Source organism: Methylobacterium tardum (genome assembly GCF_023546765.1).
Taxonomy (GTDB): domain Bacteria; phylum Pseudomonadota; class Alphaproteobacteria; order Rhizobiales; family Beijerinckiaceae; genus Methylobacterium; species Methylobacterium tardum.
The window spans coordinates 5828952-5842163 of sequence record NZ_CP097484.1; the positions used below are offsets into that span (position 1 = coordinate 5828952).

Below are 13212 nucleotides of genomic sequence, written 5' to 3' on the forward strand. Positions count from 1 at the left end.
ACCCCGTCATTCCGGGCTCGCCTGCAGCGCCCCGGAATGACGATCGATCGTTCCCTGGTACATCCGTGCGGGTTTGGTTCCCCGAACGCGTGTCGACCTAGGACGCTTGCACGGGGTCGATTCCGCCGATGTCGATCGCCAGCTGCTCGGGGCCGCGGAGCGAGGCGCCGGTCCGATAGGGCGGCGGATCCCGAACCAGGCGCGGCGCGACGAGGCGGCGGCTCAACGCGACGAGGGCGATCTCGGCCTCGAGCCGCGCCAGGGGCGCGCCCACGCAGAAATGCAGCCCGCCGCCGAAGCCGAAATGCTCGATGTCCGGACGGTCCGGATCGAACCGGTCGGGGGTTTCGAAGCGGGCCGGATCGCGATTGGCTGCCGCGAAGAGCAGGATCACCGGTGCCCCCTTCGGGATCGTCTCGCCGGCGAGGGTGATCGCGCCGAGCGCCTTGCGGGTCCGGAAATGCACCGGCGGCTCGTAGCGCAGCACCTCCTCGATCACTCGTGGAGCGCGCTCGGGATCGGCGCGCAGGCGCTCCAGCTCCTGCGGATGCCGGAGCAGGGTCAGCATCGCGTTGGTGATCAGGTTCACCGTCGTCTCGTGGCCCGCGACCAGCAGCAGGATCGCCGTCGAGATCAGGTCGAAATCGCTCATGCGTTTCGCGCCGCCCGGCCCGGGCGCGGCGAGGCCGCTCAGCATGTCGTCGGCCGGCCGCGTGCGCTTCTCGCGGATGAGGTTGCGCATGTAGTCCGAGATCGCGTCGAAGGCCGCCACCGTGCGCCGCCGGCTCTCCACGTCGCCGCGCGCATCCGGCTCCAGCGCGGTGGCGAGCTGCGTCGCCCAGGATTGGAAGCGCGGCTCGTCGGTCACCGGCACGCCGAGCAGCTCGCAGATCACCGAGACCGGCAGCGGATAGGACAGGTCCTCCACGAGGCAGAGGCGGTCGCGCCCGTGGCACTTGTCCAGGAGTGCGTCGACCTCGCGGACCACGCGGGGGCGCAGGCCCTGGACCCGCGGGATGGTGAATTCGCGCATCACCGCGGCGCGCAGGGTGTCGTGGTCGGGCGGGTCGCGGAAGATCAGCGGGCGGTGTGCCGTGGCGATCCGGCTCCGGATCGGGTTGATGATCCAGTCGCGGATCGGGTTTCCGGTGGGCGGCCGCTTGAACGGCGGCAGATCCTCCGAGCTGAGGCGCGGGTCGAAGATCAGCGTCCGGATCGCCGCGTGGGTGCTGACCACGTAGCTCCCGTCGCGCTGGCGCGCGACCGGGCGCTCGCGCAACCGGGCGTAGAGCGGATACGGATCGGCCCGGTTGGCCGGGTCCATTACGGCGGCGAACAGCGCGTCGTCAGGCATGCACGGTCTCGGAGCGGCTGGGCGCCGGGGCGGCCGCGCGCGGCGGCGGGAAACCCGGCGCGGCCGTCTCGATCCGCGGCTGGTCGGTGGCATCGGCGATCGGCGGGAAGGCGCTGCCGGCCGTGATCGCCTGCGCGTAGGCCGGCAGCCAGCGCGCCTGGTCGAAGGAGAGCGCGGCGATGCTGCGCCCGTTCCGGCCATAGACCGCCAGGAAGCGCCGCGACGCCCGCGTACCCTGGACCACGGCCAGGGCGTCGGCACCCGCGGTCAGGCCGGCCAGCTTGATGTTGATGCCGAACTGGCTCGACCAGAAGGCCGGCATGTGCTGGTAGGGGCGCTGATCGTCCGGTGGCGCCACCATGTTGCGGGCGGCATGGCCCGCCTGCTCGACGGCATTGCCCCAATGCTCCACCGAGACCAGGCGGTTGCCGTAGAGCGGGATCGGCCAGCGCGCCACGTCGCCGGCGGCGTAGATGTCGGGGCAGGGCGCCCCATCGGCGTCGAGGACCCGGCAGGCCGCGTCGCAGGTGACGCCGCCCGGATCCGCCCGCAGGCCGGCGCCCTGGAGCCAGCCGGTCGCCCGGGTCGCGCCGAGGGCGGCGATGACGAGGTCGGTCTCGATGGTCCCGCCATCCGATAGGCGCGCGCGGGCGACCCGGCCCGCCGCGTCACCCTCGAAGGCGCGCACCATCGTGCCGGGGCGAAATTCCGCGCCGACGTCGCGCAGGCATTCGGCGACCACCCCGCCGACGAAGGTCCCGAGGGCGGCGGCCAGGGGTGTGGAATGGGGGTCGACCAAGGTCACGGCCAGGCCGAGGTCGCGCAGGCACGAGGCCGTCTCGCAGCCGATCAGGCCACCGCCGACGACGAGCACCCGGCGCGGGCGGGCCTGAACGGCCGCGCGCAGGGCGGCCGCGTCGTCGCGTCCGCGGAGGGTGAAGACGCCGCTCAGGCGCCCACCGGTCTCGGCCGGCCGGCGCGGGCCTCCGCCCCGGTGGCGATGAGGAGCTTGTCGTAGGCCAGCGCGGTTCCGTCCGCGAGCCGGAGCGCCCGGGCGGAGCGGTCAAGGGCGATGGCCGGGCTGCCGAGACGCCACCGGGCGTGCAAGGGCGCCAGCTCCGGCAGCCGGGTCGCGTCCGCCTCCAGCTCTCCGACCAGCACGTGCTTCGACAGGGGCGGGCGATCGTAGGGGCGATGCGGCTCCGCGCCGACCAGGGTCAGGGGACCGGCATAGCCCCGGCGGCGCAGCGCCTCGGCACCGCGCAGGCCGGCCAGCGAGGCCCCGACCACCACGATGCCGGCCGGCTCAGGCGTCACGACGTCTCTCCATCATCCGCGCCGGCCTGAAGGCTGATGGCGCGGACCGGGCAGGCCTGGACCGCCCGCTCGATCGCGCCGCGTCGCGCGGCCGGCGGGGCAGGATCGTAGAACAGGATCTCGTGGCCGCGTAAGGTGAAGGCATCGGGCGCCGCGTAGCAGCACTGCGCGTAGCCCTGGCATCGGTTGAGATCGGCGACGACGCGCAGCGCCTTTGCATCCGCGGCCATTGTCACGCCGACCTCGCCATCGGGACCGCGTCGCGGCCGGCTCTCGCCCTGGACCGGCCGAGGTCGTCCACCGCCATCAGGATGGCGGCCATCGCGTCCCGGGCCGCGAACGCCTCGCCGATGCGCCCGGCGCGCTGCCGGAACCCGGGATCGTCGAGCACCCGCGACACCGCCTCGCCCACGGCCTCGGATGTCGGTGCGTTGGTCCCGAGATTGACGCCGACGCCCGACCAGCCAATCCGCGCGTTCACCTCGGCCTTGTCCTCGGTCAGCCCGGCCGAGACGATCGGCACCCCGGCGGAGAGCGCCTGCGAGACGCTGCCGTAGCCGCCATTCGTGACGAGCACGCTCACCCGGGGCAGCAGCTCGCGGAACGGCAGGAAGCAGGAGACGCGCGTGTTGGCCGGGATCGGCCCGCGCAGCACGTCGACCGGACGGCCGCCCGTGGTGGCCAGGACGAGCAGGTCGTCCCGATGGGCCAGGGCCGCGAGGGTCGGCTCGACCAGCTCGCCGAAATCCGCGTTGGCGAGCGTTCCCTGCGTCACCAGCACGACCGGCGTGCCCGCCGCGTTCGCCCGCTCCAGCTCCGGCCACCAATCCGGCAGCGGCGCCGGGGGCGTGGGCGGCTGCAGCAGACCGATGAAGCGCACGCCCGGCGGCAAAGTGCCGTAATCGTATTCGAAGCCCGGCACGGTGGGCTGGAGGAACAGGTCCGGCAGCAGCACGATGGAGTGCGTCAGCGAGGCCGGGATCGGCGGCAGGCCGAGCCGGGCCAGCTGGGCGTCCGTGTAGGCGCGCACCGGGTTGACAAAGGCCGCATCCATCCCGGCCTTCAGGGCCGCGTAGCGGACCTGCTCGGCCTGGTCCCGGGCGGGCGGCAGGCCGAGACCGACGGGCGCGTGGTCGGGCCGGTCCAGGAACAGGAAGCTGACATTGACCGTCACGATCGGCGGCCGCGGCGCCGTGTCGAGCAGAAGGGGCAGCACGCCCAGGAACATGCTGCCGGCGACGATGACGTCCGGCGCCTCCTCGGCGATCAACCGGCGCAGAGTCTCGGCCTGGACCGGCATGGGATCGATGAACCGCCGCTCGAACTCGCGCCGGTAGCGCTCCGGTCCGGCGGGCAGGTCGGTCTCGCGGAACGTCGCCGAATCGTTGTCGGGATAGCCCGTGAAGCGCAGGCCGGCCGCCTCGACCTTCGGCCGGAAGGCCGGATCCGTCAGGACCAGAACCGCGTCCCCGCGCGCGGCGGCGGCACGGCCGACGGCGAGCAGCGGGTTCACGTGGCCGGTCAGCGGCGATGCGGCGATCAGGATCTTCATCACGGCCTCCTCGGACAGGGCCGGTCGGCCGGCATCCCGTGTCACCCGGCGCCGTCACGAAGACGGCGGCCGCCGCAGCGGCGCGCGGGTCTCAACAGCAAAATCGCGCGCGCCGCCGGTTGGTTACGGTCCGCCAGAAACCTTCGTGTGGCGGCGCACAAGCTGTGCCGCAAGACATATCCCAAATCAGAAGCTGCATCACCGGCCTATCGCCGATAGCCTGTGGTTCCACGCCGGCATCGAACCGGACGGCGGACGCGGTTCAATCGGCGACGATCACGCGGTTGGGCAGCTCGTCCGGATCACCGATCCCCGCCGGAAGGTGCTCCGCGAGGCACCGGCCGACCTGCTCCACCGCCACGGTCAGCCCGGCCTCGACCGCGCCGCGCCCCAGGGCGGTGACGAGGTCGGCCAGGATCCCGTCCCAGGCGGCGGGCGCGATGTGCCGGAGCACGCCGAGATCCGTGACGATCTCCGCGTGGCGCTCGGCGAGCGAGAGGTAGAGCAGGATGCCGGTGCGCCCGCGCGTGAGGCTCAGGCCCCGGGACCAGAAGGCCCGCTGCGCCGCCTCGCGGGCCCGGGCGCTGCGCAGCCGCCGCGGCACCAGGGCGAGGCGCAGGCGCTCGTTCTCGCTCGCCGCCAGGATCGCGGCCACGAGGGCGGCCTGGGTCAGGACGATCGACGCCGCGCTCCAGCTCGTCAGCGCGATCAGCGGCCAGGGCAGGACCAGCGCGGCGATCAGGGCCGCGAGCAGGGTGATCGACCGGTAGGCGCCCGCGCGGCGGCTCACCATCACGACGATCTCGCCGGACGTGCCGGCCTCGGCCCGCGACACCGCCCGGGCGAGCCGCTCCCGCGCCTCCGGCGTCAGCACGTCCGCGCCCTTACCAGTCACCGGAGGCTCCTCCACCGCCCGACGAGCCGCCCCCACCGGAGAATCCGCCGCCGAAGCCCCCGGACGAGCCGCCATCCGAGAAGCCGCCGCCCCATCCGCCCGAGCCCGGGCCCGGCAGGATGACGATGCCGCCGCGTCCGCCCCGGCTGCCGACCCGGCCGCCGCCGCGGCTCATGCGCCAAGCGACGAACAGCACGATCAGGAACAGGATGATGAAGATTGCGACCTGGCCGCTATCGACCTCGTCGGCGCGCACCTGCGGCTTGCGCTGCCACTCCTGCGCGTCACCGGCCAGGATCGACAGGATCCCGTCGACGCCCGCGTCGAGGCCCCCGTAATAATCGCCGGTCTTGAAGCGGGGCGTGATCGCGCTGGCGATGATCACCCGGGAGAGCGCGTCGGTGAGCGCGCCCTCCAGCCCGTAGCCGACCTCGATCCGGACCTTGCGCTCGCTCGGCGCGACCAGCAGCAGGACGCCGTTATTGGTCTTGGCCTGCCCGAGCTTCCAGGCCCGGAACAGGCGGTTGGCGTAATCCTCGATGGTCGTGCCCTGGAGATTGGGCACGGTGGCGACGACCACCTGGTCTGAGGTCTTGTCCTCGTGCGCCTTCAGCTTGCCTTCGAGCTGGCCGCGCTGCTCCGGCGTGAGGATGCCGGCCACGTCGACCACGCGGCCGGTCAGCGTCGGGAAGGTCAGCTCGGCGGCGAACGCCCCGACCGCGTAGATCGTCAGGCAGGCGCTGAGGACGGCGAGCGCCAGGGCGAGCCGCACCCGGTTGGGGATGCTCCGGCCCATGGGCGGCATCCTAGAACTTCACGTTCGGCGGCCGGTCGGCGTTGGGCGTCGCCGTGAAGGTCTCCATCGGCTTGGCGTCGGGATACAGGAACGCCGCGATCCATCGGCCCGGGATGGTGCGCACCTCGGTGTTGTAGGCCTGGACGGCGGTGATGTAGTCGCGTCGCGCCACCGCGATGCGGTTCTCGGTGCCCTCCAGCTGCGATTGCAGGGCGAGAAAGTTCTGGTTCGACTTGAGGTCGGGATACTTCTCCACCGTCACCAGCAGCCGGCCGAGCGCGCCCGACAGCTGGTTCTGGGCATCCTGATATTCCTTGAACTTCTGCGGGTCGCTGACCGTGGACGCGTCGACCTTCACGCTCGACGCTTTGGCGCGCGCCTCGGTGACGCCAATCAGCACGTCCTTCTCCTGCTGGGCGTAGCCCTTCACGGTCTCGGCGAGGTTGGGGATCAGGTCGGCGCGGCGCTGATACTGGTTCTGCACCTCGCTCCAGGCGGATTTGGCCTGCTCCTGCAGGGTCGGCACCTGGTTGATCGCCCCGCAGCCGGACAGGCCCGCGGCCACCAGGATCACCGAGAGCACGCCGAGGAGGCGCGCCGCCGCGGATGTCGGGCGCCATCCGCCGGCGCTCAGCGTCGTTCCCATATCGTCCCCCGTTCGCCGGGCCGGTCCGGCCCGTTGATCACAGAACCGAGAGATAAGGGCGCGAACCGCCAAGGTAACCCCCGGCCGGCGCGGCCTTGAAGGATTGTTGCTGCGCCCGGTAAGGCCTCACGGGCAACGGACCGCGCCGCGGGGCGTTCGGGAGATCGAGTCGGAGCCGCGGAGACCGGGAATGGATGCAGCACTCGCCGACCATGTCAGGGCCGCCAGCGCGGCCGCGCGGCGCCACGCCCTGGCCTTCAAGGCGCCGTCCGGCAAGGACGCGCTGCCCTGGTCCGTCATCGAGGCGTTCGACGCCAAGATCCGCGGCCACGTCGCCCGCGACCCGCGGATCGAGGACGAGCGCGACCGCGTCCTGATCGCCGCCGTGAAGCTCGCCGAGACGCCGGTCGAGGAGGGCGAGGACAGCATCGCCGAGGCCCGTGCCCATCTGGTCGACGCGATTGCCTATCTGGAGCAGGCGGTGCTGCGCTTCGGCCTCGTCAACCGGGAGGGGGCCAAGCGCGGCTACGGCACCTACGGCCAGCCGGTCGGGTCCCGGGACTAGGGCCGGCCGCCGACCGGGATCGCCGCCGGATGTCCGCAGACCTGCCCGCGGCCGCGACCCTGAGCCGCCTCGACCTGAAGACGCTCCGCCTGTTCGCGGCGATCTGCCAGGAGGGGACGCTGAACGGCGCGGCCCGGCGGGCGGCGATCGCCCCCTCGGCGGTGAGTAAGCGCCTCGCCGAGCTGGAGCACGCGCTGGGCTGCACCCTGCTGACCCGCGAGCCGCGCGGCATGCGGCTCACGCCCGCCGGCGAGACCCTCCTGCACCACACCCGCCGCATGCTGGCGAGCGCCGAGCAGATCGCCCTGGAACTCGCCGAGCACGCCCGCGGGGTGCGCGGCTTCGTGCGCGTGCTCGCCAACCTCTCTGCGATCGTGGAATTCCTGCCCGAGGACCTGCAGGCCTTCCTGGCGGCGCAGCCCGGGATCCGGCTCGACCTGGAGGAGCGCCCGAGCGGCGGCGTCGTGGCCGGCGTGGAGGAGGGACTCGCCGATCTGGGCCTCTGCGCTGACACCTCCGACACCCGCAGCCTCACCGCCTATCCGTACCGGAGCGACCGCCTCGTCCTGGTGATGCCGGCCGGCCATCCCTTGAGCGGGCGCGGCGCCGTCGCGCTCGCCGACACCCTCGACTACGACCATGTCGGGCTGCACGCGGAGAGCTCGATCTACGCCGCCCTGCGCGACGAGGCCCGGCGCCTCGGCCGTCCGCTGCGGCTGCGGATGCACGTGCCGAGCTTCGACGCGATCTGCCGGATGGCGCAGGTCGGCATGGGTCTCGGCACCGTGCCCGAGCATGTCTACGCCCTGCTCGGGCCGCCGATGCGCCTCGCGGCGGTGCCGCTCACCGACCCCTGGGCGCAGCGCACGCTCTCACTCGTGGTCCGCCCGGGTCCCCTGACTCCGGCGGCGACGCTCCTGCTGGAGCATCTGCGCGGCGCCGCGGCCGGCGCGAGGCGGAATCCGGCCTAGAACGCCCGCACCGTCGTTCCGGGGCACCGCAGGCGAGCCCGGACCCGGAGGCGGGCAACCCAGAGCCGCTGTTGGTGCCATGTCTTGGCGCCTCGGCGGCTCTGGATCCCGGGCTCCGCTGCGCGGCCCCGGGATGACGGGCTGGTCATCTGAGACGCGGCCCGCTTCCGGAAATACCGATCTTTGTCGCCCCTGTGTTCCGAGATCTTGCGTTCTCCGCACGAGAACGCACGCTGGCGCATGACGTTTGGACTTCGCGGCGGGAACGGCAGTATGGCCGGGACAACAAACGATGGAGGAAAGCCGTGTCCGGTCCGCTCAGCGGTATCCGCGTTCTCGAGCTTGGTCAGCTGATCGCCGCGCCCTTCGCGACGCGGCTGATGGCCGAGTTCGGCGCCGAGGTCATCAAGGTCGAGCCGCCGGGCGAGGGTGACCCGCTCCGGAAGTGGCGCAAGATGCACGAGGGCACCTCGCTCTGGTGGTACCTGCAGTCGCGCAACAAGAAGTCGATCGCCGTCAATCTGAAATCCCCGGAAGGCCTCGACATCGTCAAGCAGCTCGCCACGAGCGCGGACGTGGTGGTCGAGAACTTCCGCCCCGGCGGCCTGGAGAAGCTGGGGCTCGGCTGGGACGTGCTCTCGGCGCTCAACCCCAACCTCGTGATGGTCCGCATCTCCGGCTACGGCCAGACCGGCCCGTACCGCGACCGCCCCGGCTTCGGCGCCATCGGCGAGTCGATGGGCGGCATCCGCTTCACCACCGGCAGCCCGGATTCGCCGCCCGCCCGCGTCGGCGTCAGCATCGGCGACACCCTGGCCTCGCTCCACGGCGTGATCGGCGCGCTGATGGCGCTGCTGCGGGTGAAGACCGGGCAGGGCGCCGGTCAGGTCATCGACGTCTCGCTCGCCGAGAGCGTGTTCAACGTCATGGAGAGCCTCGTCCCCGAATACGACCTGCTGGGCGAGGTCCGCACCCGCACCGGCGGCGCGCTGCCGGGCATCACGCCGTCGAACACCTACCCGACACGCGACGGCGGCTACGTGGTCATCGCCGGCAACAGCGACCCGATCTTCCGCCGCCTGATGACGGCGATCGGCCGACCCGACCTCGCGGACGACCCGGCGCTCCGCAACAACGAGGGCCGCTCGCAGCAATCGGCGATGCTCGACGGCACCATCGCCGACTGGTCGAAGACCCAGACGGTCGAGGAGGCGCTCGCCGCCCTCGCCGCCGCCGACGTGCCGGCCGGCCGGATCTACTCGGTGGCCGACATCGTGGCCGATCCGCACTACCAGGCGCGCGACATGATCCTGCAGGCGGAACTCCCCGGCGGGACCGCGGTGAAGATGCCCGGCATCGTGCCGAAGCTGTCGGAGACCCCCGGTGAAGTCCGCTGGCAGGGGCCGGCACTCGGCGCCCACACGGATTCCGTGCTCGCCGAACTCGGTCTCGACGTGGCGCGCATCGCCGCCTTGCGCGCGAAGGGAGCCGTGGCATGAGCGCCTTGTCGAGCGACGCCTTGATCGTCCAGGAGGTCGCCACCCGGGACGGCTTCCAGATCGAGCCCGTCTTCGTGGAGACGGCGGAGAAAATCCGGCTGATCGACGCCCTGGCGGAGGCCGGCTTCAGCCGGATCGAGGTCTCGTCCTTCGTGTCGCCGAAGGCGGTGCCGGCGCTCGCCGACGCGGCCGCGGTCTTCGCCGGGATCCGGCGGCGGCCCGGCACGGTCTACGTCGCCCTGGTGCCGAACCCGAAGGGCGCCGAGCGGGCGCTGGCCGCCAAGGTCGACGAGATCAACCTCGTGGCCTCGGTGAGCGAGACCCACAACCGCGCCAACATGGGCATGAGCCCGGCCGACTCGATCGCCGGATTCGCCCGGATCATGGATTCGGTCCGCGGCGCGCCGGTGAGCACCAACGGCACGGTGGCCACCGCCTTCGGCTGCCCGTTCGAGGGCGACCAGCCGGCCGACAAGGTCCTCGCCCAGGTCGAGCGCTACCTGTCGCTCGGCGTCGACGGCGTGACGCTCGCCGACACCACCGGCATGGCCAATCCCCGGCAGGTCGCGCGCCTCGTCGCGCGGGTCCTGCCGCTGGTCGGACCGGAGCGCCTGACGCTCCACTTCCACAACACCCGCGGCCTCGGCCTCGCCAACGTGCTGGCGGCCTACGATGCGGGCGCACGGCGGTTCGACGCGGCGCTCGGCGGCCTCGGCGGCTGCCCGTTCGCGCCGGGCGCGACCGGCAACATCTGCACCGAGGACCTCGTCAGCATGGCCCACGAGATGGGCGTGCCGACGGGCCTCGACCTCGCGGCGCTGATCGGCCTGTCGCGGGACCTGCCCCGCCTCGTCGGCCACGACGTGCCCGGGCAGGTCGCCAAGGCCGGACGGCCCTGCGACCTCCACCCGGCGCCCGCCAGGGCGGCTTGAGACTCTGTCAGCTCCTGCATCCTTGAGCCCGCGCGACATGATGGAGATCCCACTCGCGCCCTCATCCTGAGGTGCCGGAGCGTAGCGGAGGCCTCGAAGGAGGGCTCCTTCGAGGCGGCTTCGCCGCACCTCAGGATGAGGGCGCGGGCTGGAGAGGCTCAATCGAACAGGCTCTGAGTTCACGCGGACAAGCCGCCCGCCCGAAGGCGGCACCGCGCACCACACGCCCCAAAAACACAACGGAGGAAACCATGACCGCAGCCCTGTCCGGGTCGCCGGCCGCCGCCGAGGCCGGCGCGGTGACCGAGAACGGCGTCGTCCGCAAGGTCGCGTGGCGGCTCATGCCGCTGATCATGATCTGCTACATGTTCGCGTTCTTCGACCGCATCAACATCAGCTTCGCCAAGTTCCAGCTCCAGAGCGACCTCGGCTTCAGCAACGTCGCCTACGGGCTCGGCGCGAGCATGTTCGTCGTCGGCTACGTGATCTTCGAGGTGCCCTCGAACCTGTTCCTCTACCGGGTCGGGGCGCGGCGCTGGATCGCCCGGATCATGATCTCCTGGGGCGTCGCCACCGCGCTGATGATCTTCATCCGCAGCGAGTGGCACTTCTACGCCCTGCGCTTCCTGATCGGCGCCATGGAGGCGGGCTTCGCGCCGGGCATCCTCTACTACCTGACCATCTGGTTCCCGGCCTCGCATCGCGGCCGGATCACCTCGTTTATGTTCGTCGCCTCGGCCTTCTCGGGCATCTTCGGCGCGCCGGTAGCGGGCCTGATCCTGGGCGGGCTCAACGGCGTCGGCGGCCTCGCCGGCTGGCAGTGGCTGTTCCTGGCCGGCGGCCTGCCCTGCCTCGTGCTCGGCCTGCTCGTGCTGACGCGCCTCGACGACCGGATCTCCGACGCGCGCTGGCTCACCGAGCCCGAGAAGGCGCTCCTGTCCGGCCGCATCGCCCACCACAACCGCGAGATCGGCGATCACTCGCTGCTCGGGGCGATCCGGCAGCCGGGCTTCCTGATGATCGGGCTGATCTACTTCCTCCTGCAGATCGGCTCCTACGGGCTGAATTTCTGGGGCCCGGACCTGATCAAGACCGCGAGCGGCGGGCAGGCGGCCTCGGTGGGCTTCCTCACGGCGATCCCCTACATCTGCGGGGCGATCAGCATGGTGGTGATCGGGCGCCTGTCCGACGCCTCGGGCGAGCGACCGAAATTCGTCGCCGGGCTGGCGATCGCGGCGGCGCTCGGCTTCTTCGGCGCCGGCCTGTTCGATAAGCACATCGTGCCGCTGATGTGCGCCCTGGCCCTGCTCGGCGCCGGCATCGTCGCCTCGATCCCGACCTTCTGGACTCTGCCGGCCAAGCTCGTCACCGGCGTCGGCGCGGCGGGCGGGATCGCGCTAATCAACACGCTCGGCCAGTTCGGCGGCATCGTCAGCCCGGTGATGGTCGGCTGGGTCAAAGACCTCACCGGCTCGACGACCCCGGCCCTCTACGGCATCGGGATGCTCTGCCTCGTCGCGGCCGGGCTCGCCCTCTTCGCCATGCCGGCGAGCCTGCGCCGGAGCGACCGCTCGGCCTGACCTGGAACGCGTCGGGCGTCCCGGGTCGGTGGATCACGGGGCGCCCACGAGGGCTGCGTGCCGGTAGGCCCGCGGCGTCGTTCCGTGGCGCTCCTTGAAGCGACGGGTGAAGTGGGCCTGGCTGGCGAAACCGCAGCCGTAGGCCAGCAGGCCGATCGGCAGATGGGCACAGGCCGGATCGGTCAGCCGCTCGGCGGCGGCGGCCAGCCGGCGTTCCCAGATCCAGTCGGAGACGTGCCGGCCGCGCTCGTGGAACAGCTCCTGCAGCCGCCGCAGCGACACGCCGACCGCGGCCGCGAGCTGCGGCGGGTCGAGGGCGGGGTCGCCGAGATGCACCTCGACATAGGCCTTGGCGCGCTGGACTACGACCGAGCCCTGGACGGGCCGAGGGACCTCCTGGGCCATCCGCTCGGCGATGCTGGCCACGATCAGGTCCACGCCGATCCCGGTCATGCGCGCGACAGTCTCCGGACCGAGCTGGTCACGGATGCGAATCAATTCGTGGAAGAAGGTCGTGGTAAGAATCGTGGAGGCGAGGCGCCCGCCGATCGTCAGGGCCGTGTAGAGCCGGGCCGGTCCCAGGAGCCTTTCGAGGCGCGCGCGCGGCAGCTCCAGGAACATGGATTGGCTGCCCGCGCCGGACGTCAGCACGGCCGGGCGGTGATCGAGCACGAACAGATCGCCCGTCCGTTGTGGGCAGGACCGGTCGTCCTGCGACGTGGTCGCCACACCTGCGAGCTTGAAGACCACGACGAGCGTGTCCCCCTTGTCGAAGCGCCGGATGATCGCGGGCGTGATCTCGCTGCGCATCGGTCCTTGCGTGATGCGGGTCATCAGCAGCGGGCCGATCCCGGCGACGTCGAGCCGGCCCTCGAACGACCCGGGGTTGAGGCGCGTCTGCTTGAGGGGGATCTGGCGCTCGAGCAGGATCTCCTGCCAGCGCTGAAAACTGTTCCTCGGATGGAGCCCCACGGTCGAAAACAGTGGCTGCATCAATCGTTTACCTTGTCTGGCCCCCCGTTCGCGCGATCGGGCAAAAAACATCGCGCTCCCGGACAAGATGCTCCCGTTTCATATTGTATATTATCTGCATCCTCAAGAAATG

At 71.7% G+C, this 13212-nt stretch carries 12 protein-coding genes and 1 pseudogene; 5 read left to right on the forward strand and 8 right to left on the reverse strand.

All coding sequences use genetic code 11. The features are described from left to right. Window positions 1–97: 97 nt before the first annotated feature. The 7 genes and pseudogenes from M6G65_RS27840 to M6G65_RS27870 all read right to left on the reverse strand — a co-directional run bounded on the left by M6G65_RS27840 (window position 98) and on the right by M6G65_RS27870 (window position 6560). Entirely contained in the window at window positions 98–1354 is a 1257-nt protein-coding gene (locus M6G65_RS27840) for a cytochrome P450 (RefSeq protein WP_238194523.1), read from the reverse strand. After that, window positions 1347–2671 (reverse strand): annotated as a pseudogene (locus tag M6G65_RS27845) (NAD(P)/FAD-dependent oxidoreductase). The gene M6G65_RS27840 and the pseudogene M6G65_RS27845 overlap by 8 nt, the downstream one beginning before the upstream one ends. Continuing rightward, window positions 2668–2901, reverse strand: coding sequence for a ferredoxin (locus M6G65_RS27850; protein ID WP_250103140.1), 234 nt, complete (start codon window positions 2899–2901; stop codon window positions 2668–2670). The pseudogene M6G65_RS27845 and the gene M6G65_RS27850 overlap by 4 nt, the downstream one beginning before the upstream one ends. A 2-nt stretch (window positions 2902–2903) precedes the next feature. Next, complete coding sequence (locus M6G65_RS27855) at window positions 2904–4223, reverse strand: nucleotide disphospho-sugar-binding domain-containing protein (RefSeq protein WP_238194526.1); 1320 nt, start codon at window positions 4221–4223, stop codon at window positions 2904–2906. A gap of 262 nt (window positions 4224–4485) precedes the next feature. After that, the gene (locus tag M6G65_RS27860; protein WP_250103141.1) at window positions 4486–5118 is read right to left on the reverse strand and encodes a TPM domain-containing protein; all 633 of its coding nucleotides are present in this window, start codon (window positions 5116–5118) and stop codon (window positions 4486–4488) included. Further along, window positions 5108–5923, reverse strand: coding sequence for a TPM domain-containing protein (locus M6G65_RS27865; protein WP_373323656.1), 816 nt, complete (start codon window positions 5921–5923; stop codon window positions 5108–5110). Before M6G65_RS27865 ends, M6G65_RS27860 begins: the two co-directional genes overlap by 11 nt. 1 nt (window position 5924) lies before the next feature. Continuing rightward, entirely contained in the window at window positions 5925–6560 is a 636-nt protein-coding gene (locus M6G65_RS27870; RefSeq protein ID WP_250103142.1) for a LemA family protein, read from the reverse strand. A 190-nt stretch (window positions 6561–6750) separates the two neighbouring features. On the opposite strand from M6G65_RS27870, the gene M6G65_RS27875 reads away from it, so the two are divergent. The 5 genes from M6G65_RS27875 to M6G65_RS27895 all read left to right on the forward strand — a co-directional run bounded on the left by M6G65_RS27875 (window position 6751) and on the right by M6G65_RS27895 (window position 12107). Next, on the forward strand, window positions 6751–7125 hold the full coding sequence (locus M6G65_RS27875) for a hypothetical protein (RefSeq protein WP_238194529.1): 375 nt from the start codon (window positions 6751–6753) through the stop codon (window positions 7123–7125). Between the two features lie 29 nt (window positions 7126–7154). Beyond that, window positions 7155–8096, forward strand: coding sequence for a LysR substrate-binding domain-containing protein (locus M6G65_RS27880; RefSeq protein ID WP_238194530.1), 942 nt, complete (start codon window positions 7155–7157; stop codon window positions 8094–8096). Between the two features lie 305 nt (window positions 8097–8401). Further along, window positions 8402–9595 (forward strand): CaiB/BaiF CoA transferase family protein, encoded by a 1194-nt coding sequence (locus M6G65_RS27885; protein WP_250103143.1) that lies wholly within the window; start codon window positions 8402–8404, stop codon window positions 9593–9595. After that, the gene (locus M6G65_RS27890) at window positions 9592–10527 is read left to right on the forward strand and encodes a hydroxymethylglutaryl-CoA lyase (RefSeq protein ID WP_238194532.1); all 936 of its coding nucleotides are present in this window, start codon (window positions 9592–9594) and stop codon (window positions 10525–10527) included. Before M6G65_RS27885 ends, M6G65_RS27890 begins: the two co-directional genes overlap by 4 nt. A gap of 251 nt (window positions 10528–10778) precedes the next feature. Continuing rightward, a complete protein-coding gene (locus tag M6G65_RS27895) occupies window positions 10779–12107 on the forward strand; it encodes an MFS transporter (protein ID WP_238194533.1) in 1329 nt (442 codons plus the stop codon). 33 nt (window positions 12108–12140) lie between these two features. Here M6G65_RS27895 and M6G65_RS27900 read toward each other — a convergent pair whose 3' ends face one another. Continuing rightward, window positions 12141–13100 carry a helix-turn-helix domain-containing protein gene (locus M6G65_RS27900; protein WP_238194534.1) on the reverse strand — a complete coding sequence of 320 codons (960 nt, stop codon included), beginning with the start codon at window positions 13098–13100 and terminating at the stop codon, window positions 12141–12143. Between the last annotated feature and the right edge of the window lie 112 nt (window positions 13101–13212).

What these genes read in the sequence shown, in the direction of transcription:
- M6G65_RS27855 (WP_238194526.1), bottom strand. Translation starts at nt 4,223, where the DNA reads ATGAAGATCCTGATCGCCGCATCGCCGCTGACCGGCCACGTGAACCCG.
- M6G65_RS27850 (WP_250103140.1), bottom strand. Translation starts at nt 2,901, where the DNA reads ATGGCCGCGGATGCAAAGGCGCTGCGCGTCGTCGCCGATCTCAACCGA.
- M6G65_RS27865 (WP_373323656.1), bottom strand. Translation starts at nt 5,923, where the DNA reads ATGCCGCCCATGGGCCGGAGCATCCCCAACCGGGTGCGGCTCGCCCTG.
- M6G65_RS27840 (WP_238194523.1), bottom strand. Translation starts at nt 1,354, where the DNA reads ATGCCTGACGACGCGCTGTTCGCCGCCGTAATGGACCCGGCCAACCGG.
- M6G65_RS27875 (WP_238194529.1), top strand. Translation starts at nt 6,751, where the DNA reads ATGGATGCAGCACTCGCCGACCATGTCAGGGCCGCCAGCGCGGCCGCG.
- M6G65_RS27870 (WP_250103142.1), bottom strand. Translation starts at nt 6,560, where the DNA reads ATGGGAACGACGCTGAGCGCCGGCGGATGGCGCCCGACATCCGCGGCG.
- M6G65_RS27880 (WP_238194530.1), top strand. Translation starts at nt 7,155, where the DNA reads ATGTCCGCAGACCTGCCCGCGGCCGCGACCCTGAGCCGCCTCGACCTG.
- M6G65_RS27895 (WP_238194533.1), top strand. Translation starts at nt 10,779, where the DNA reads ATGACCGCAGCCCTGTCCGGGTCGCCGGCCGCCGCCGAGGCCGGCGCG.
- M6G65_RS27900 (WP_238194534.1), bottom strand. Translation starts at nt 13,100, where the DNA reads ATGCAGCCACTGTTTTCGACCGTGGGGCTCCATCCGAGGAACAGTTTT.
- M6G65_RS27890 (WP_238194532.1), top strand. Translation starts at nt 9,592, where the DNA reads ATGAGCGCCTTGTCGAGCGACGCCTTGATCGTCCAGGAGGTCGCCACC.